This is a genomic window from Cellulomonas sp. NPDC055163, assembly GCF_053607065.1.
The window spans coordinates 105,363-123,769 of record NZ_JBSGSU010000008.1 but is presented as its reverse complement, the minus strand read 5'-3'; the positions used below and the strand labels follow the sequence as shown (position 1 = coordinate 123,769).

17 protein-coding genes and 1 pseudogene are annotated in these 18,407 nt (G+C 74.7%); 11 read left to right on the top strand and 7 right to left on the bottom strand.

The features are described 5' to 3' along the window. Position 1: 1 nt before the first annotated feature. Positions 2–250, bottom strand: a complete 249-nt coding sequence (locus tag ACWFNE_RS16750; protein ID WP_258726905.1) for a DUF5703 family protein — start codon at positions 248–250, stop codon at positions 2–4. Positions 251–344: 94 nt separating this feature from the next. Here ACWFNE_RS16750 and ACWFNE_RS16745 point away from each other — a divergent pair, with 94 nt between their 5' ends. Beyond that, entirely contained in the window at positions 345–677 is a 333-nt protein-coding gene (locus ACWFNE_RS16745) for a primosomal protein (protein ID WP_452123552.1), read from the top strand. A 53-nt stretch (positions 678–730) separates the two neighbouring features. Here ACWFNE_RS16745 and ACWFNE_RS16740 read toward each other — a convergent pair whose 3' ends face one another. Beyond that, on the bottom strand, positions 731–1,693 hold the full coding sequence (locus tag ACWFNE_RS16740) for an aldo/keto reductase (protein ID WP_452123551.1): 963 nt from the start codon (positions 1,691–1,693) through the stop codon (positions 731–733). A 63-nt stretch (positions 1,694–1,756) separates the two neighbouring features. On the opposite strand from ACWFNE_RS16740, the gene ACWFNE_RS16735 reads away from it, so the two are divergent. Next, positions 1,757–2,647, top strand: a complete 891-nt coding sequence (locus ACWFNE_RS16735; RefSeq protein ID WP_452123550.1) for an undecaprenyl-diphosphate phosphatase — start codon at positions 1,757–1,759, stop codon at positions 2,645–2,647. A gap of 79 nt (positions 2,648–2,726) precedes the next feature. Here the strand turns inward: ACWFNE_RS16735 and ACWFNE_RS16730 are convergent, their stop codons facing one another. Further along, positions 2,727–3,734: a CorA family divalent cation transporter gene (locus tag ACWFNE_RS16730; RefSeq protein WP_452123549.1), complete on the bottom strand. Its 1,008-nt coding sequence runs from the start codon at positions 3,732–3,734 to the stop codon at positions 2,727–2,729. A 462-nt stretch (positions 3,735–4,196) separates the two neighbouring features. Between ACWFNE_RS16730 and mshC the strand changes: the two genes are divergently transcribed. Next, positions 4,197–5,459 carry a cysteine--1-D-myo-inosityl 2-amino-2-deoxy-alpha-D-glucopyranoside ligase gene (gene mshC, locus ACWFNE_RS16725; RefSeq protein ID WP_452123548.1) on the top strand — a complete coding sequence of 421 codons (1,263 nt, stop codon included), beginning with the start codon at positions 4,197–4,199 and terminating at the stop codon, positions 5,457–5,459. Between the two features lie 13 nt (positions 5,460–5,472). Here the strand turns inward: mshC and ACWFNE_RS16720 are convergent. Beyond that, positions 5,473–6,442, bottom strand: a pseudogene (locus ACWFNE_RS16720) (IS481 family transposase). 123 nt (positions 6,443–6,565) lie between these two features. Further along, positions 6,566–7,432, bottom strand: coding sequence for a PAC2 family protein (locus ACWFNE_RS16715; protein ID WP_452123547.1), 867 nt, complete (start codon positions 7,430–7,432; stop codon positions 6,566–6,568). 108 nt (positions 7,433–7,540) lie between these two features. Between ACWFNE_RS16715 and ACWFNE_RS16710 the strand changes: the two genes are divergently transcribed. Next, positions 7,541–8,149 carry a hypothetical protein gene (locus ACWFNE_RS16710; RefSeq protein WP_452123546.1) on the top strand — a complete coding sequence of 203 codons (609 nt, stop codon included), beginning with the start codon at positions 7,541–7,543 and terminating at the stop codon, positions 8,147–8,149. A 140-nt stretch (positions 8,150–8,289) separates the two neighbouring features. Here ACWFNE_RS16710 and ACWFNE_RS16705 read toward each other — a convergent pair whose 3' ends face one another. Next, positions 8,290–8,868: a TetR/AcrR family transcriptional regulator gene (locus tag ACWFNE_RS16705; protein WP_452123545.1), complete on the bottom strand. Its 579-nt coding sequence runs from the start codon at positions 8,866–8,868 to the stop codon at positions 8,290–8,292. A 145-nt stretch (positions 8,869–9,013) separates the two neighbouring features. Between ACWFNE_RS16705 and ACWFNE_RS16700 the strand changes: the two genes are divergently transcribed. The 3 genes from ACWFNE_RS16700 to ACWFNE_RS16690 all read left to right on the top strand — a co-directional run bounded on the left by ACWFNE_RS16700 (position 9,014) and on the right by ACWFNE_RS16690 (position 11,378). Then, entirely contained in the window at positions 9,014–9,853 is an 840-nt protein-coding gene (locus ACWFNE_RS16700) for an SDR family oxidoreductase (protein ID WP_452123544.1), read from the top strand. Beyond that, complete coding sequence (locus ACWFNE_RS16695; protein ID WP_452123543.1) at positions 9,850–10,368, top strand: VOC family protein; 519 nt, start codon at positions 9,850–9,852, stop codon at positions 10,366–10,368. The genes ACWFNE_RS16700 and ACWFNE_RS16695 overlap by 4 nt, the downstream gene beginning before the upstream one ends. A gap of 239 nt (positions 10,369–10,607) precedes the next feature. Further along, positions 10,608–11,378, top strand: a complete 771-nt coding sequence (locus ACWFNE_RS16690; RefSeq protein ID WP_452123542.1) for an HAD family hydrolase — start codon at positions 10,608–10,610, stop codon at positions 11,376–11,378. Between the two features lie 120 nt (positions 11,379–11,498). Here ACWFNE_RS16690 and ACWFNE_RS16685 read toward each other — a convergent pair whose 3' ends face one another. Continuing rightward, entirely contained in the window at positions 11,499–12,392 is an 894-nt protein-coding gene (locus ACWFNE_RS16685) for a RecB family exonuclease (RefSeq protein ID WP_452123641.1), read from the bottom strand. 259 nt (positions 12,393–12,651) lie between these two features. Between ACWFNE_RS16685 and ACWFNE_RS16680 the strand changes: the two genes are divergently transcribed. The 4 genes from ACWFNE_RS16680 to dop all read left to right on the top strand — a co-directional run bounded on the left by ACWFNE_RS16680 (position 12,652) and on the right by dop (position 18,384). Continuing rightward, positions 12,652–13,809 (top strand): site-2 protease family protein, encoded by a 1,158-nt coding sequence (locus tag ACWFNE_RS16680; protein ID WP_452123541.1) that lies wholly within the window; start codon positions 12,652–12,654, stop codon positions 13,807–13,809. A gap of 65 nt (positions 13,810–13,874) precedes the next feature. Further along, complete coding sequence (locus ACWFNE_RS16675; RefSeq protein ID WP_258727171.1) at positions 13,875–14,867, top strand: tRNA (adenine-N1)-methyltransferase; 993 nt, start codon at positions 13,875–13,877, stop codon at positions 14,865–14,867. 168 nt (positions 14,868–15,035) lie between these two features. Beyond that, complete coding sequence (arc, locus tag ACWFNE_RS16670; protein WP_452123540.1) at positions 15,036–16,670, top strand: proteasome ATPase; 1,635 nt, start codon at positions 15,036–15,038, stop codon at positions 16,668–16,670. A gap of 94 nt (positions 16,671–16,764) precedes the next feature. Then, on the top strand, positions 16,765–18,384 hold the full coding sequence (dop, locus tag ACWFNE_RS16665; RefSeq protein WP_452123539.1) for a depupylase/deamidase Dop: 1,620 nt from the start codon (positions 16,765–16,767) through the stop codon (positions 18,382–18,384). Positions 18,385–18,407 lie beyond the last annotated feature (23 nt).

Sequence of the window (18,407 nt, the reverse complement as noted above, 5' to 3'; positions counted from 1 at the left end):
CTCACTCCAGCGTGTAGTCCAGCGTGCTGCGCACCCGGATGATCTTGCGCCGCAGCCACACCTTGCGCTCCCCGCCGGCGAACAGCAGCGTGCGCGCCAGCTCCCAGCGCCCGTACTCCGCCTCGTCGGTGAGCAGGCGCCGGGCGTCGCCGCGGCTCGTCGTCCGCGGGATCGTCAGCACCCGGTACTCGTACTGGCCGCCCTGCGCGACCCAGTCGCCGCGCACGGACCGTCCTGTCGTCCCTGCCATCGTCACCGCCGTTCTCGCGAGAGACCGGTCCAACGCCCGGGGCGCCCGGACCATTCCCGTGCCATTGTGCACGGCACGGCGCTACCGTCATGGCATGACCGTCGACCCGCGTGCCGCACTCGATCGCCTGATCGCCGCCCTCGAGGCCCACTACCACGCAGTCGCAGCCCGGCGGGGCGAGGACGACCCCGCCGTCGACGACGCGTACGACATCCTGGCCGACGCCTTCGAGGTCTACGACGACGCGCTCGGGACCGTGCACGGGGAGGCCACGCCGTTCTACCTCGCCGAGGAGGACGACGAGCACGACGACGACGAGGACGACGACGACGAGCACGACGACGACGAGCACGACGACGACGAGCACGACGACGACTTCGACGACCTCGAGCCCCTCGCCGGGAGCGTGCCCGCCGACGAGCGGTGACGCCCGGCAGCCGGTGAGGCAGGCCGGCCGGCGACCGCCGTCCGGGACGCGGGTCAGCGCCGCTCGGGGTACCCGAGCTCGGGGGCGCTGACCTCGTCGAGCGCGTGCAGGATCTCCGGCGGCAGGACGACGTCCTCGGCGGCGAGGGACCCGCGCAGCTGGGCGGCCGTCCGGGCACCGACGATCGCCGACGTGACCTGCGTGCGCACGCGCAGCCACGCGAGGGCGACGTCGAGGGGCGTGCGGTCGAGCCCGGCGGCCGCGGTCGCGACGGCCTCGACGACCGAGAGCGACTCCGCCCCGAGGTAGGGCTCGACGAAGCCCGCGAGGTGCGGCGAGGCGGCACGTGAGTCGGCGGGGATGGTGCGCCGGTACTTCCCGGTCAGCACGCCGCGCCCCAACGGGGACCACGCGAGGACACCGACGCCCATCTCCGCCGCCGCCGGGAGCACCTCGCGCTCGATCCCGCGCTGCAGCAGCGAGTACTCCGCCTCGACCGCGGCCAGGCCGACGTCCTCGCCGAGCAGCGTCGCGGCACGCGCCACCTGCCAGCCGGCGTGGTTCGACAGCCCCACGTACTGCGCGCGCCCGCTCGTCACCGCGATCCGCAGCGCGGAGACCGTCTCGGTGAGCGGCGTGCGCGGGTCGGGCGTCTGGACGAGCCACAGGTCGACGTGGTCGGTGCCGAGCCGGCGCAGTGACGCGTCGAGCGTGCGCAGCAGCCCGCCGCGCGAGGCGTCGACGACGCCGCCCGACGGTGTGCGTCGCACGCCGGCCTTGGTGCACAGCACGACGTCGTCCCGGGGCACCACGCGGTCGAGCAGCGAGCCGAGGAGCTCCTCGGCCCCGCCCTCCGCGTAGGAGGCCGAGGTGTCCACGAGCGTGCCGCCCGCGTCGACGAAGTCACGCAGCTGCTCGCTCGCCTCGTGCTCGTCCGTGTCGCGGCTCCAGGTCAGCGTGCCCAGACCCAGGTGCGAGACGCGAAGTCCGGTCCGTCCGAGCTGCCGCTGTTCCATGAGGCGCAAGGGTAATCGGACAGGGCTCCGGCACCGTTAAGGTTGCGCCTCGTGGCATCAGGCATGAGTACATGGGAAGCGATCGTCCTCGGCCTGGTGCAGGGGCTCACCGAGTTCCTGCCGGTCTCGTCGAGCGCGCACCTGCGCATCGTCGGCGAGCTCATCGGCGCCGGGGACCCCGGCGCGGCGTTCACCGCGATCACGCAGATCGGCACCGAGACCGCGGTGCTGCTGTACTTCCGGCGCGACATCAAGCGGATCCTGCTCGCCTGGTGGCGTGCGGTGCGCGGTGACCTCGGCACGGACCTGCGGTCGCGCCTGGGGAGCCCAGCCGGCGGTCCGGTGGACAGCGACGCGCGCATGGCGTGGTTCATCGCGCTCGGCAGCGTCCCGATCGTCGTCCTCGGACTCGCTTTCCAGGACGCCATCGAGACGCCGTTCCGCAACCTGTGGCTCATCGCGCTGACGCTCGCGGGCTTCGCGCTCGTGCTCGGCTGGGCGGACGCGCGGGGGGCGAAGCGCAGCCGGCTCGAGGACCTGACGCCCAAGCACGCCGTCCTGTTCGGCTTCGCGCAGGCGCTCGCGCTGGTCCCGGGCGTCTCGCGCTCGGGTGGGACGATCACGGGCGGCCTGCTCATGGGCTACACGCGTGAGGCGGCCGCGCGGTACTCGTTCCTCCTGGCGATCCCGGCGGTGTTCGGGTCGGGGGTGTTCCAGGTCGCCAAGAGCGCCGGCGAGTTCGGCACCGCGGGAACCCCCGGGCTGTGGCCCACGGTGCTCGCGACGATCGTCGCGTTCGCGGTCGGCTACGTCGTGATCATCGCGTTCCTGAAGATCGTCTCGACGTACAGCTACCGGCCCTTCGTGATCTACCGCCTCGCGCTCGCGGCGCTCGTCGTGGTCCTCCTGCTCACCGGGGTGCTCGAGCCGACCGCGGGCGCGCCGGTCGAGTGACCCGCCGCCCGTTCGGCACGGGCTCGGCGCGCACGCGCCCGGCGGGCACCGGCCGCCGACGTGGGCCCGCCGGTCCGGCTCAGAGCCAGCCGGACCGCCGGAAGCGCCAGTACAGCACCGAGCAGGTCGTCGCGAGCACCACGAGCACGAGCCCGTACCCGTAGGTCCACGCGAGCTCGGGCATGTGCCGGAAGTTCATGCCGTACACCGACGCGACGAGGGTCGGGAGGGCACCGATCGCGGCCCACGCCGAGATGCGGCGCTGGTCCTCGTTCTGGCGGAGCGTGACCTGCGCGAGGTGGACCGAGAGGAGGTCGCCGAGCAGCGCGTCGTGCGCGTCCAGGCGGCGGTCGACGCGCTCGACGCCGGCCTCGATCCGGCGCAGCCACGCCCAACCCGCACCGGCGGCCCCGTCGCCTGCGTCCGGCGCGAGCTCGGCGAGCTCCGTGGAGAACGGGACGAGCGCGCGCCGCGCCTCGGCGATCTCGCGCTTGAGCCCGTAGACGCGCTCGAGCGGGTTCGACCGCGTCCGCGCGAACACGACCGACTCCGTCTCGGCGACGGCCTCGCCGAGCGCGGTCTCGACCGCGGCCGCCCCCGCCGCGAGCGACCCGAGGATCGCCGCGAGCACCTGCCAGGCGCCGGACGCGGGTGCCGGGAGCCCACCGCAGAGCCGGTCCGCCGCGGCGTCGAGCTCGCGCCCGCCCGCGGTCTCTGCCGTGACCGCGAGCGATCCCGTGACCAGGCACACGACCCGACCCGAGGTCACCGCCAGCGTCGCGGGGTCGTACGCGAGCGTCGGCGCGGCGAGCAGCAGCCCGCCCCCGGGCAGGTGCTCGACGTGCGCCCGTCTCGTCCACAGCTCCTGGGTCGACTCGACGGCACGGACGACCTCGGGCGGCGCGCCCCGGCGTCGGGCGGCCCCGGCCAGGTCGTCGAGCCGGTCGGTGCGGACCCAGAGCTCTCCCGCGCCCGGGTCCGGCTCGACGTCGTCGACCGCGCGCCCGTGCCCGAGCGCCGGGTCCCCGGTCGCCGGTCGGTCCGACCGTGCCCAGCCCTCCGCCGTCCGCACCCACAGTGTGTCCACGACGGGCATTCTCGTCCTGGGCGGCACGCCACGTCCCTCGCCGCGCGGGGACGGGTCGCTCGCCCGGGGCGCACCGCCTCGCACGGGCGACGGGCGCACCGCCTCGCACGGGCGAGCGGCGCCTCCGACGGGCGAGCGGCGCCTCCGACGTGTGGACGACACCCACGGGCGGATGACACCTACGGGCGGGCGACGCGCCCGGGCGGGTGACGCGTACGGCGGGCGACGCGTACGGCGGGCGACGCGTACGGCGGGCGACGCGTACGGCGGGCGACGCGTACGGCGGACGACGCGCGCGGGCGGACGACGCGCGCGGGGCGGACGACGCGCGCGGGGCGGACGATACGCGCTCGGACGGTGGCGCCCCGGGACTCTCGTGCGGTCCCGGTCCCGGTCCCGGTCCCGGTCCGCGGGGCGTGGACGGCGGGCGTGGGCCCGCGCGGTGCCGGTTAGGCTTCCGTCGTGCTCACCTGGCCGGCCCCGCAGATCCCGCAGCTCCCCGGCCGAGGCGGCCCCGTCCGCGTGCGGGACACGTCGAGCGGCGAGCTCGTCGTCGCGGCGCCGGGGGAGTCGGCGACGCTGTACGTGTGCGGCATCACCCCGTACGACGCGACCCATCTCGGCCACGCCGCCACCTATGTGGCGTTCGACCTGCTCGTCCGGGCGTGGCGCGACGCCGGGCAGCGTGTGCGGTACGCGTCGAACGTCACGGACGTCGACGACCCCCTGCTCGAGCGCGCTGCGGCGACCGGCGTCGACTGGCGCGACCTCGCCGTCGAGCAGACGACCCTCTTCGCGGACGACATGACCGCGCTCGGCGTCGTCCCGCCCGACGCGTACACGGGCGCCGTCGAGTCGATCCCGGCCGTCGCGGGAGCCGTCGAGGCGATGCTCGCGGCCGGCGCCGCCTACCGGGTCGGCGTCCCGGACGCGTCGGGCGAGGGCGTGGGCGACGTCTACGCCGACCTGGCCGCCGACCCGTCGCTCGGTGGCGTCGCGGGACTCCCGCGGACCGAGATGCTCGCCCTGTTCGCCGAGCGCGGGGGAGACCCCGACCGCCCCGGCAAGCGGGACCCGCTCGACCCCCTGCTGTGGCGCGCAGCCCGTCCCGGGGAGCCTGCGTGGGACGAGGGCGGGCTCGGCCCCGGGCGGCCCGGCTGGCACATCGAGTGCGCGGTGATCGCCCGCGACAGCCTCGGGCTGCCCTTCGACGTCCAGGGCGGCGGCTCCGACCTGCGGTTCCCGCACCACGAGATGAGCACCTCGCACGCGCGCCTGCTGGACTCCGGCCACGGCGCGCGCGCCCACGTGCACGCCGGGATGGTCGGGCTCGACGGCGAGAAGATGAGCAAGTCTCGCGGCAACCTCGTGCTCGTCTCCCGGCTGCTCGCGCGCGGCGTCGACCCCATGGCGGTGCGGCTCGCGATCCTCGCGCACCACTACGCGGAGGACTGGGAGTGGACCGACGCCGAGCTCGAGCGGGCACAGGCCCGGCTCGAGCGCTGGCGCTCCGCGGTCTCGGGCAACGGCGGTCCCGCCGCGGAGGCGACCCTCGCCGCCGTGCGGGCAGCACTCGCCGCCGACCTCGACGCCCCGACGGCCCTGCGGCACGTCGACGCGTGGGCCGACCTCTCCATCGCGCGGGGCAGCACCGACGACGCCGTCGAGGGCGCCCCGGGCGTGATCGCCCGCGCCGTCAACGCGCTGCTGGGCATCCGGCTCTAGGTGTACGCGGCCATCACGTTGGTGACAGTCGGGTGATGGGGGCGGCGCCGACGGCGTGGTGGTGACGCTCAGTGTTGTACTCGATCAGCCAGGTCGTGAAGGCGGCGGTGCGCTCGTCGTTGGTCAGCCACGGCTGGCGGTAGGCCCACTCGGTGGCCAGGGTGCGGTTGAAGCGTTCGACCTTGCCGTTCTGCCAGGGGCAGTGCGCCTTGATGAACCAGTGCTCGGTGCCGTGGGTTCGCCAGCGCGGTGGCGACGTCGTTGCTGCGCGAGTAGGACCAGTGGTTGTCGGTGATCACGGCCCGCACGGCGATACCCAGGTCGGCGAAGTAGGTCAGCGCCCGCTCGAGGAACGCCCCGCAACTGGGTCCGGTCTCGTCGGCCAGGATCTCGGCGTAGGCGACCCGGGAGTGGTCGTCGACGGCGGCGTGCACGAAGTCGTAGCCGATGCGGGCGCGTTTGGCGGCCGCCGAGCGGCCCATCGAGCGCCCGTGCGCCTTCCATCCGCCGCCAGCGGGGATGCGGCCGATCTTCTTGACGTCGACGTGGAGCAGGTCGCCGGCGTGGGCGTGTTCGTAGCGGACAACGGTGGTCTTGGAGGCGCGGATGCGTTCACCGGTAACCGGATCGCACTGCCACAGGTAGGGCACCGCTGCCCGGCGCAGGATCCGCGAGACCGTGCGAGCCGGGACTCTGGTGCGGCGCGCCAGCTCGTCGGGACCTCGCCGCAGCACGGTGCGCTCGCGCAGGACCAACGCGACCAGGTCCGGCCGGGTCGCTCGGGGCGAGCGGTGCGGACGCGACGAGTGGTCCAGCAGACCGGCGCGCCCTTGGGCATCGAAGCGGGCAACCCACCGGTGGGCGCACTGGCGCGAGACGCCCAGCTCGCGAGCGACGTGCGCGACCGGGCGGCCCTGCACCCGGACACGTTGGACCAGCAACCACCTGCCATGCGGCGTCAGCCGCGCGTTAGCGTGAGACACGAGGACCTCCGGATCGTGAAGACGAGACATCTCCACTACGCCGGAGGTCCTCGCTCACATCAAGCCCCCGTCACCAACCTCATGGCCGAGTACATCTAGCGCCTCGCCCCCGACGCTGCGGCGCTACCCGCCCGTGCCCCGGTCGCGGCGTCGCAGGTAGCGCTCGAACTCCTGCGCGATCGCCTCGCCGCTCGCCTCGGGCAGCTCCGCGGTGTCCTTGGCCTCCTCGAGCTGGCGCACGTACTCGGCGATCTCCGTGTCCTCGTGCGCGAGCTCGTCGACGCCGTGCTGCCACGCCGCGGCGTCGTCGGGCAGCTCGCCGAGCGGGACGGGCTCGCCGAGCAGCTGCTCGAGGCGCGTGAGCAGCGCGAGGCTGGCCTTCGGGCTCGGCGGGTGGGCGACGTAGTGCGGGACGGCGGCCCAGAGCGACAGCGCGCGCATGCCCCGTGCCGCGGCCTCCTGCTGGAGCACGCCGACGATCCCCGTCGGGCCCTCGTAGGTGTTGGGCTCGATGCCGAGCAGCTCACGCACGTCCGCGTCGTCGCTCGTCGTCGTCACCGGGATGGGGCGCGTGTGGGGGACGTCCGCGAGCAGCGCGCCGACCGTCACGACCGTCCGCACGCCGAGGCCGGCCGCGATGTCGAGCAGCTCCGTGCAGTAGCGCCGCCAGCGCATCGACGGCTCGATGCCGTGCACCAGCACGACCTGCCGGCCCGTGCGCGGCGCGGTCGCCACCGCCACCGCGGTCGTCGGCCACGTGATCTCGCGACGCCCGTCCGCGCCGGTCCCGACGACGGGCCGGTTCACCTGGAAGTCGTGGTACTCCTCGGGGTCGAGCTCGTCGACCTGCACGGCGCCCCACGACTCGTGCACGTGCTCGAGCGCCTGGGTCGCGGCCGAGCCGGCGTCGTTCCAGCCCTCGAAGGCCGCGAGCAGGATGGTCTCGCGGGGCGGGAGGTCGTGGGGACGCTGCTGCTCCTGCTCGGTCATCTGCCCAGCGTAGGGTGCGTGCGCGGCGGGGGCTCGCGGCGCACCGCGGCGCCAGGCTGCGCCTGTGGACAACGGCCGGGGACGTTGACGCGCTGCTGAGGTGGGTGCATGACCTCCTCACGTTCCGTCGCCGTCCGGCTCCTGCTCGCCACCGCGATCGCGGTCCCTGCGTTCGGCGGGTGCGCCTCGTCGCCCGCCCGGCCGGCCGGCGGCTCTCTCCGTCTCATCGCCTCCGACGAGTCGTTCACAATCGACGTCCCGGAGAAGTGGCACGAGCTGGACGTCGGAGCGGACGTCGAGGTCCTCGCGTCCGCGCAGGGTGCCGACGAGGCCGACCAGCTGTTCGTCACGCGTCACGAGGGTGCCGACGGGGCAGAGTGGCAGGGCCTCTGGATGGTCGCAGGTCTCGACACCGGCGGCAGCGCCTGCCACCGCCTCGACGGTGCCACGGCCTTCGGAGCGCCGCGGCTCGTCTTCGACTGCCCGCAGGAGTGGGAGGGCCGGGTCGTACGGCGCCTGCTGGTGCCGCACGTGCGGTCCGACGGCACGAGTCTGCTCGTGTTCGTGCAGACAACGGGCGAGCGCCTCGACTGCACCGCGGCTGTCGTGCGACCGATCCTCGACAGCATCCACGACTACGAGGCGCCGCTCGCGCCGCCGCCGGAGGTCGTCGCCGTGCCCGTGCCCCCGGACGCAGGTTCGCCTACGGGGCGGTGACTCGTGGCCGGTCCTGAGGGCCGGGGGGCGTCGAGGTCGCCCGGCCCGCGGGACCGGCCACGCCCACCGCGTCAGCGGAGCCGGCCCCGCCGCTCCGCGGGCCGAGCCTGTTCACCCGAGGGTGACGGCGGGCGGGACGTTCAGGTGCCGTAGCGCAGCCCGTCGACCACGAGGTCGAGCAGGCGCCGGACCTGCGCGTCCCACTCGGGCCCGTCCGGCACGAGCCACACCCCGCTCATCGCGAGCATGACGTCCCGCGCGTCGACGTCCGAGCGGACCGACCCCTCGGCGCGGCACGCGTCGAGGAGCACGGTGAGGGCCCCGATCAGGCGGGTGCGCGTCTGGTCGAAGAGCGGCGAGTCGGAGCCGACCGCGTTGCGCAGCGCGCCGCCCAGGCCCCGCTTCGTCGCCGCGTAGCCCACGAAGCGGGCGACCCACTCGCGGAAGCCGTCCAGTGCGGGGCCGTCCCCGCCGACGAGCAGCGGAGCGGCGTCGCACAGCTCCTCGACCTCGTGCCGGTAGACCGCCTCGATGAGCGCGTCGCGGTTGGGGAAGTGGCGGTAGAGCGTGCCGATGCCGACTCCGGCACGCTCGGCGATCGCCTCGAGCGGGACGTCGATGTCCTTGGTCAGCACCTCGGCGGCGACCGAGAGCAGGCGCTCGCGGTTGCGTCGGGCGTCGGCGCGCAGCGGTCGGTCCGCCGCGGGGGTCGTCGGCACAGCTCTCCTCTTGCTAAGTGGAGGGTCCTCCGGTTAGTGTCGTGGATGGAAACGGAGGTTCCTCCGTTCCAGGGTACGCAGCCCGTCGCCGCACGTCCACACGGCAGGCGACCGCGCACCCGCCCCCCGCAACCGAGGAGCACTCGTGAAGACCTGGTTCATCACCGGCGCGTCGCGCGGCTTCGGCCGCACCTGGACGCAGGCCGCGCTCGACCGCGGCGACCGCGTCGCGGCGACAGCACGGGACGTCACGACGCTCGACGAGCTCGTCGAGCGGTACGGCGACGCGGTGCTGCCCGTCGAGCTCGACGTGACCCACCGCGACGCGGTGCTCACCGCGGTCGACGGCGCGCACGCCCACTTCGGCCGGCTCGACGTCGTCGTCAACAACGCGGGGTACGGGCAGTTCGGCATGGTCGAGGAGCTCACCGAGCGCGAGCTGCGCGACCAGCTCGAGACCAACCTGTTCGGCGCCGTCTGGGTCACCCAGGCCGCGCTTCCCCACCTGCGAGCGCAGGGGAGCGGGCACGTGATCCAGGTGTCGTCGATCGGCGGGATCAGCGCCTTCCCGAACATCGGTGCCTACCACGCGTCCAAGTGGGCGCTCGAAGGCCTCACGCAGTCGCTCGCGCAGGAGGTCGCCGGGTTCGGCATCCACGTCACGCTCGTCGAGCCCGGCGGCTTCGCGACGGACTGGGCCGGCCCGTCCGCGCGGCACGCGGCTCCCCACCCGGCGTACGACGGCGTCCGGGAGGCCTCGTCCCTCGCGCGGACCCGGCGCACCGCGAGCATCGGCGACCCCGACGCGAGCGCCGCGGCGCTCCTCGCCGTCGTGGACGCCCCCCGCCCGCCCCTGCGGGTGTTCTTCGGCGAGGCACCCCTCGCCATCGCCACGCACGACTACGAGCAGCGGCTCGCGACCTGGCGGGAGTGGGACCACGTGGCCCGGCTCGCCCACGGTGCCGCGACGACGGAGGCACGATGACCACCACCACCCGTCCGACGACCCGCCCGACGATGTCCGCGCGTGCCGCGGCGACCGTTCCCCTCCCGAGCACCGTCGGGCGCACAGCCACCGCAGCAGACGCGTCGGGCCTCGCCCGCACGACGCCTGCCGCCGCGGCCACGGACTCCCCGACCCGAGCCCCGGCCCCGGCCTTCCACGGGATCGCCTACGACGCGTTCGACGCGCAGGCCACCGCCGAGTTCTGGGCCGCGGTGCTCCGCGCCGAGGTCGCCCCGGGGGCGAGCGCGTTCCACGCGGAGCTGGTCGACGGCTCCGCGGCCGGGCTGCCCCGGCTCGTGTTCCGCCAGGTGACCGACGGCCGCGAGCTGCGAACCCCCGTGCACCTGCAGCTCACGACCGGAGACCTGGACGGCGAGGTCCGCCGGCTCCAGGGGCTCGGCGCGCGCCGGCTCGGCGGACTGACCGCGGGTGGGCGGCGCTCCGTGACGCTGGTCGACCCGGAGGGCAACGCGTTCGACCTCGTCGCCGCCTGACGGGACGCCGCACCCGTGCCCCCGCCTGACGGGACGCCGCACCCGTGCCCCCGCCTGACGGGACGCCGCGCCCGTGCTCCCGCCCGTCGCGCCGCCCGGCCCGTCCGGTGCGGCACCGCGACCCCGGCGTCGGCCGCGCCGCTGCTCCCGTCCGTCCGACGACCGGCTCGTGTGCGCTCGACCACACCGGCCGGTCGTCGCCCCGCGCGGCGGTTAGCCTCGATCGGTGCACCACCGCGGTGCGCGGCGTCGATCGGAGCCCCGTCTTGACCTTCCAGACCAGCAGCACGACGGCGAGTCGAACCCCCTCAGCAGCGCCCCCGCTGCCCGCGGCTGTGCTCTGGGACATGGACGGCACGCTCATCGACACCGAGCCGTACTGGATGAGCGCGGAGACGGAGCTCGTCGAGGCGCACGGCGGTGTGTGGACCCGGGAGGACGCGCTCGCGATGGTGGGCAGCTCCATCGCCGTCTGCGCCCGGACCCTGCGCGAGCGCGGGGTGGCGCTGCCCGACGACGAGATCAGCGGGTTCCTCAACGCGCGTGTCGCGGCCGGCGTCGCCGCGGGGATCCCGTGGCAGCCCGGCGCGCGGGAGCTGCTCGACGGGCTCGTCGCCGCGGGCGTGCCGCTCGCGCTCGTCACGTCGTCGTTCGCGGTGCTCGCCGAGCCGTTCGCGCGCGCGACCGGCGTGTTCGACGTCGTCGTCAGCGGCGACGAGGTCACGCACCCCAAGCCCCACCCCGAGCCGTACCTGACGGCGGCCGCGAGGCTCGGCGTCGACGTCCGGGACTGCGTCGCGGTCGAGGACTCGCGGTCGGGCGTCGCCTCCGCGCACGCCTCGGGCGCGCGGGTGCTGGCCGTCCAGGTCCTCGCCCCGGTCGAGCCGCTCGACGGCGTGAGCATCACCGGGTCGCTGAGCGAGGTGACCCTGGACGTGCTCGCGGCGATCGGCGGCGGCCAGGTCGTGGACCTGCGAGGAGCAGCGACAGCAGGGACCGCCGAGGGCTAGGCGCTCTGCCCGGCCGGCTGCACCTCGGCGATCACCGCCGCGCCAGCTCGCCCTCGGCGGCCCGCCACCGGTCACGCGACGGCCCCACGTCCCCGGACATCACAGTGACGCAGGGAGCGGTCACAAGCCGGGCGCCCCGGTTGTGGGCGCGCCCGAGGGGACGACGCCGAAAGCCAGCTCGACCGCGCCCTCCGGCACCTCGGGTGCCGTGCCGCCGAACGCCGGGCAGCGGTCCTTGAACGAGCACCACCCGCACAGCTTCGACGGGCGCGGGCGCCAGTCGCCGGACCGCGCGGTCTCCTCGATGCCGGCCCAGATCGAGCGGACCCGCTGCTCGAACGTGACCATCTCCGCCTCGCTGGGCGCATGCCGCACGATCTGCTGGTCGCCGAGGTAGACGAGCTGCAGGAGCGCGGGGAGCACGCCCCGCTCGCGCTGGATCACGTACGCGTAGAACCGCATCTGGAAGAGCGCGGAGCTCTCGAACCCCGGCCGCGGGGAACGACCGGTCTTGTAGTCGACGACCCGGACCATGCCGTTCGGGGCCACGTCGATGCGGTCGACGATGCCCCGCAGCTGCGGGCCGTCCTCGAGCTGCGTGCGGACCATGAGCTCGCGCTCGCGGGGCTCGAGCCGGTTCGGGTCCTCGAGCGTGAAGTAGGTGTCGAGCAGCGTGCCCGCGCTCGCGAGCCACTCGGTGCGCTCCTCATCGGAGGTGAAGAGCTCCCGGTACGCGGGCGACTCCTCCAGGAGCGCCGCCCACTGGCCGTCGACCATCGCGCGCGCCGCCGCGGGCGTGCGCTCGCCGGCGGGCAGGTCGTAGAGCCGCTCGAGCACCGCGTGGACCAGCGTGCCGCGTGCGGCGGCCGGGCTGGCCGGCTCGGGCAGCCGGTCCACGACGCGCAGGCGGAAGAGCAGCGGGCACTGCAGGAAGTCGTTGGCCCGCGACGGCGACAGCCCCGGGACGGAGCGACGCTCGGCGGGGGCCGGGACCTCGGTGTCCGTCGGGACGATCCCGGCCGTCTCGGCCTCGCCGACGGTCTCGGTGCCACCGGCCGCCTCGACGCCCCGCGCGGCCGGCACGTCCCCGTCGGACGCGGGTCCACCGACGCCGCCCGTCACGTCGTCCAGGCGCCCCTCGGGTGCGGCGGCCGGGCCCCCCTCAGGCGCGGCGGACGGCGCGGCGAGGTCGGCCGCGTCGAGCTCGGTCAGGTCGGTCGTCACGGCACGAGCCTAGGCGGCCCCACCGACACGACGACCTAGGCTGGCGGGCGTGAGCAGCGCGGAGCGTCGGGACGGCACCCAGGGCTGGGTCGTGGGCCGGGCCGCCGGCGCGCCCGTCGTCGTCACCCCGAGCTGGCTGCTCGCGGCCGTGGTCCTCACCGCCGTCTTCGCCCCGACGATCCGGACCCGCGCGCCGGAGCTCGGGGGGCTCACGTGGGTCGTGGCCGGCGGGTTCGTCGTCATGCTGTTCGTCTCGGTCTTCGTCCACGAGCTCGCGCACGGCTTCGTCGCGCGGGCCCGCGGACAGGTCGTCCGGGAGTTCGCGCTGACCCTCTGGGGCGGGCACACCGCGTTCGGTGGCGCCGCCCCGACCCCGGCGACGAGCGCGCTCGTGGCCGTCGTCGGCCCGCTCGCGAACGTCGCGATCGCCGCGGTGTGCTGGGTCGCCGCCCAGGCGGTGCCGTCGTCGGGCCTGCTGGGGATGCTGCTCTGGGCCGGCGCGTTCTCCAACGGGTTCGTCGCGCTCTTCAACCTCGTCCCAGGACTGCCGCTCGACGGCGGGCGCGTGCTCGAGGCGCTCGTCTGGCGCCTCCGGGGCGACCGGCACGCCGGCACCGTCGCCGCCGGGTGGGCCGGGCGCGTCGTCGCGGTCGGCGTGCTCGCGTGGGCGCTCGCCCTGCCCCTGCTCGACGGCACGCGGCCGTCGCTGTTCACCGTCGGCTGGGCCGGGCTCGTCGGGGCGTTCCTGTGGAGCGGGGCCAGCGCGGCGATCCGCGAGGGGCGCACCGGGCGCCGGCTCGACCTCGTCACGGTCGAGAGCGTCGGGCTCCCGGCGACGGCGGTCCCCGCGGGTGCGACCCTCGCGGACGCCGATCGCGCCCGCAGCGCCGCCGGCGTGGACGACGTCGTGCTCGTCTCGTCCGAGGGCCTTCCCGAGGCGTACGTCGATCGGGCCGCCGCTGCCGGTGTGCCGTCCGGGCAGCGTGCGTCGACCCCCGTCGCGGCCGTCGCGGTCGTGCTGCCGCCCGGCGCCGTCGTCGACGGGACGCTGCGAGGGGCGGAGCTGGTCGGGGCCGTGGGGCACGCGACGCGTCTCTCGCCCGTGCTGGCGGTCGTCGCCGGCGGACGCGTCACGGCGCTCGTGCGCGCCACCGACGTCGTCGCGGCGCTGCGCCACGTGGGGCCGGGCACCGCGGCACGCTCCTAGACTCGACCCCCGTGACCCACGAGACGATCCCCCCGACCGCGCCGACGAGCAGCACGGGTGCCGCGATGCGCCGCGGCCCGCTGCGCGAGGGGGACCGCGTCCAGCTCACCGACCCGCGCGGCCGCCTGCACACCATCACGCTCGCCCCCGGCGCGTCGTTCCACACCCACAAGGGCTACTTCACGCACGACGCGCTCATCGGGGCACCCGAGGGCACGGTCGTCCGGAACACCGCCGGGATCGAGTACCTCGCCCTGCGCCCGCTCCTGAGCGACTACACGCTGTCGATGCCGCGGGGCGCCGCCGTCGTCTACCCGAAGGACGCGGGCCAGATCGTCGCGATGGCCGACATCTACCCGGGCGCGCGCGTCGTCGAGGCCGGCGTCGGGTCCGGCGCGCTCACGATGTCGCTCCTGCGAGCTGTCGGGGACGGCGGTGCGCTGCACTCCATCGAGCGCCGCGAGGACTTCGCCGCGATCGCGCGCGGGAACGTCGAGGCGTTCTTCGGCGCGCCCCACCCCGCCTGGACGCTCTCCGTCGGGGACCTCTCGGACGTGCTCCCGGTCGCCTCGGAGCCGGCCTCCGTCGACCGCGTCGTGCTCGACATGCTCGCGCCGTGGGAGAACCTCGACGCCGTCGCGACGGCCCTCGCGCCCGGCGGCGTGCTCATCGCCTACGTCGCCACCACCACGCAGCTCTCCCGCCTCGCCGAGGACATCCGCGCCGACGGCCGGTACACCGAGCCCGAGGCGTGGGAGTCGATGGTCCGCGGCTGGCACCTCGAGGGCCTCGCCGTCCGGCCGCAGCACCGCATGATCGGCCACACGGGCTTCCTGCTCACCACCCGGCGGCTCGCGGACGGCGTCGACGCCCCGCTGCGCCGCCGTCGCCCCGCCAAGGGCGCCTACCCGGACGCCGACGCGGTCGAGGGCGTCGCGAGCGCCGCGGCGGTGCCCGACGAGGCGTGGTCGCCCGAGGCGCTCGGCGAGCGGGCGATCTCCGACAAGAAGATCCGGCGCGTGCGACGCGACGTCGGCCAGGCGCCCACCGCCGACTGACCTGGTCGATCGTCCGCCTCGGGGTGCTCCGGGCGGCACGACGCGCCACCTGATGGCGCGTCGTGCGCGCGATTGACACGTGTGGTTAGGGTCGCTGCAAGCGCACGCCGGCGTGCACCGTGGACGACTGCCAGGGCCCGCCAGGGTCAGGGGACGGAGGCTGACGCGATGACCGACTCGGGAGCACCAGGCCGGGACCTGCAGCGCGAGCTCGCGCTGCTGTCCGCGCGGAACGAACGCATCGCGGAGGCCCTCGTCGCCGCGCGCGAGCAGATCGTCGAGCTCAAGCGCCAGCTCGACGAGCTCGCCAAGCCACCGGGCACCTACGCCACGTTCCTCACCGCCCGCGAGGACGGCACGGTCGACATCGTGTCCGCGGGCCGCAAGATGCACGTCGGCGCCAGCCCGACGCTGGACGTCCACCGGCTCCGCCCCGGCCAGGAGGTCATGCTCAACGAGGCGCTCACGGTCGTCGAGGCCGGCGGGTACGAGGAGGTCGGGGAGCTCGTCACCGTCAAGGAGCTCCTCGGGACGGGACGCGCGCTCGTCGTGGGACGCGGCGACGAGGAGCGCGTGGTGCGGTTCGCCGGGCAGCTCCTCGAGGCGTCCGTGCGGGTCGGTGACGCGCTGACGATCGAGCCGCGCAGCGGGTTCGTGTTCGAGCGGATCCCGCGCGCCGAGGTCGAGGAGCTCGTGCTCGAGGAGGTCCCCGACATCGAGTACACCGACATCGGGGGGCTCGGACCCCAGATCGAGACGATCCGCGACGCGGTCGAGCTGCCGTTCCTGCACCCCGAGCTGTTCCGCGAGCACGGGCTCAAGCCGCCGAAGGGCGTCCTGCTCTACGGCCCTCCCGGCTGCGGCAAGACGCTCATCGCCAAGGCCGTCGCGCACTCGCTGGCCGCGACCGCCGCCGCAGCCCGCGGGGAGGACGCCGACGAGACGAAGTCGTACTTCCTCAACGTCAAGGGCCCCGAGCTGCTCAACAAGTACGTGGGGGAGACCGAGCGCCACATCCGGCTGATCTTCGCCCGAGCCCGCGAGAAGGCGTCCCAGGGTCACCCCGTCGTCGTGTTCTTCGACGAGATGGAGTCGCTGTTCCGCACCCGCGGCACGGGCGTCTCGAGCGACGTCGAGACGACGATCGTCCCGCAGCTGCTCTCGGAGATCGACGGCGTCGAGCGCCTCGAGAACGTCATCGTGATCGGCGCCTCGAACCGTGAGGACATGATCGACCCCGCGATCCTGCGGCCCGGTCGCCTCGACGTGAAGATCAAGATCGAGCGGCCCGACGCGGAAGGTGCCCGCGAGATCTTCGCGAAGTACCTCACCGAGGGCCTGCCGATCCACGCCGACGACCTCGCCGAGCACGGCGGCAGCGCGCGTGCGGCGGTCGACGCGATGATCACCCGGGTCGTCGAGCGCATGTACACGGAGAGCGAGGAGAACCGCTTCCTCGAGGTGACCTACGCGAGCGGCGACAAGGAGGTCCTGTACTTCAAGGACTTCAACTCGGGCGCGATGATCCAGAACGTCGTCGACCGCGCCAAGAAGTCGGCGATCAAGGACTTCCTCGCGACCGGTCAGCGGGGCATCCGCGTCGACCACCTGCTCACGGCGTGCGTCGACGAGTTCAAGGAGAACGAGGACCTCCCGAACACGACGAACCCCGACGACTGGGCTCGCATCTCCGGGAAGAAGGGCGAGCGCATCGTCTTCATCCGGACGATCGTGCAGGGCAAGAAGGGCACGGACGGCTCGCGCACGATCGAGACCGTCACGAGCACCGGGCCGTATCTCTAGACGCTCCGTCGCAGCGTCACCGCAGGTCGCCCCGGCGTCTGCGGGTGGCGGACCGTGCACGGGCCCACCGCGGCGAGCACCGTAGGGTGGGCCCGTGAGCGTGCGCCGGGTCATGGGGATCGAGACCGAGTACGGGATCCTCCAGCCCGGGCGACCGAACGCGAACCCGATGCTGCTGTCGAGCCACGTGGTCGCCGTCCACGCGGCGGCGCGGGAGGGCGGTCGCACGCGGGCCCGTTGGGACTACGACGACGAGGACCCGCTGCACGACGCGCGCGGGTTCCGGCTGCAGCGGGTCTCGGCCCACCCCTCGATGCTCACCGACGACCCCGAGCACGCCGCGCCGTCCGCGGACGGACCCCAGGAGCTCGCCCGCCCGCTCGTCGAGGAGTACGAGGACCCGGGCGCCGCGAACGTCATCCTGACCAACGGCGCTCGCCTGTACGTCGACCACGCCCACCCCGAGTACTCCTCGCCGGAGGTCCGCGGCCCGCTCGACGCCGTGCGCTGGGACCGCGCGGGCGAGCTCGTCATGCTCGCCTCCGTGCGCGCCCTCGCGTCGACCTCCGCGATGCCGGACGTGTCGCTCTACAAGAACAACGTCGACGGCAAGGGTGCGACGTACGGCACGCACGAGAACTACCTCGTCGACCGCGCCGTGCCGTTCGCGGAGCTCGCGGCCCGGCTCATCCCGTTCCTCGTGACCCGCCAGGTGTACACCGGCGCGGGGCGCGTGGGGATCGGCCAGCGCGGCGAGGACGCCGGGTTCCAGCTCTCGCAGCGCGCGGACTACATCGAGGCGGAGGTCGGGCTCGAGACGACCCTGCGGCGCCCCATCGTCAACACGCGCGACGAGCCGCACGCCGACCCCACCCGGTGGCGACGGCTGCACGTCATCATCGGCGACGCGAACCTGCTCGAGGTCGCGACCTACCTCAAGCTCGGGACCACCTCGCTGGTGCTGTGGGTGCTCGAGTGCTCCGTCGGGGACGGGCCGGCGGCGTCGGCCGCCCGGGCGGCCGTCCACGCGTGGGACCGCCTCACGCTGCGCGACCCCGTGGAGGCGGTCCACACCGTCAGCCACGACCTCACGCTGACGGTGCCGCTCGACCTCGCGGACGGTCGACGGCTCACGGCGCTCGAGGTGCAGGCCGAGTACCTCGCGGCCGTCTCGGCGGTGCTCGATGCCGCCGGCGGCGCACCCGATGACGAGACGCAGGACGTCGTCGCCCGCTGGGGATCGCTCCTCGGACGCCTCGCCGACGACCCGGCGAGCTGTGCGCGGGAGGTCGAGTGGCTCGCGAAGCTGCGCCTGCTGGAGGGGATGCGCCGGCGCGACCAGCTGGACTGGGACCACCCGCGCCTCGCCGCGGTCGACCTCCAGTGGTCCGACGTCCGGCCCGAGCGCGGCCTGTACCACCGGCTGGCGGCGGCGGGCGCCGTCGAGCACCTGGTGACCGCCGGCGCCGTCGAGGAGGCCGTCGGGCACGCACCGCCCGACACCCGCGCCTACTTCCGGGGCGAGGTCATCGCGCGGTTCGCGTCGCAGGTCTCCGCGGCGAGCTGGGACTCGGTGATCTTCGACGTGCCCGGCGCACCGACGCTCCAGCGCGTGCCGATGAAGGACCCGACGCGGGGGACCCGCGAGCACGTCGGAGGTCTGCTCGACCGCAGCGCCGACGCCGCCGCGCTGCTCCGCGCCCTCGGCGCCTGAGCCTCGGTCCGGCGCCGGGTCGC

Coding starts and splice junctions, on each gene's coding strand:
- ACWFNE_RS16750 (WP_258726905.1), bottom strand. CDS start 250: ATGGCAGGGACGACAGGACGGTCCGTGCGCGGCGACTGGGTCGCGCAG.
- ACWFNE_RS16745 (WP_452123552.1), top strand. CDS start 345: ATGACCGTCGACCCGCGTGCCGCACTCGATCGCCTGATCGCCGCCCTC.
- ACWFNE_RS16740 (WP_452123551.1), bottom strand. CDS start 1,693: ATGGAACAGCGGCAGCTCGGACGGACCGGACTTCGCGTCTCGCACCTG.
- ACWFNE_RS16735 (WP_452123550.1), top strand. CDS start 1,757: ATGAGTACATGGGAAGCGATCGTCCTCGGCCTGGTGCAGGGGCTCACC.
- ACWFNE_RS16715 (WP_452123547.1), bottom strand. CDS start 7,432: ATGACCGAGCAGGAGCAGCAGCGTCCCCACGACCTCCCGCCCCGCGAG.
- ACWFNE_RS16710 (WP_452123546.1), top strand. CDS start 7,541: ATGACCTCCTCACGTTCCGTCGCCGTCCGGCTCCTGCTCGCCACCGCG.
- ACWFNE_RS16695 (WP_452123543.1), top strand. CDS start 9,850: ATGACCACCACCACCCGTCCGACGACCCGCCCGACGATGTCCGCGCGT.
- ACWFNE_RS16675 (WP_258727171.1), top strand. CDS start 13,875: ATGCGCCGCGGCCCGCTGCGCGAGGGGGACCGCGTCCAGCTCACCGAC.
- arc (WP_452123540.1), top strand. CDS start 15,036: ATGACCGACTCGGGAGCACCAGGCCGGGACCTGCAGCGCGAGCTCGCG.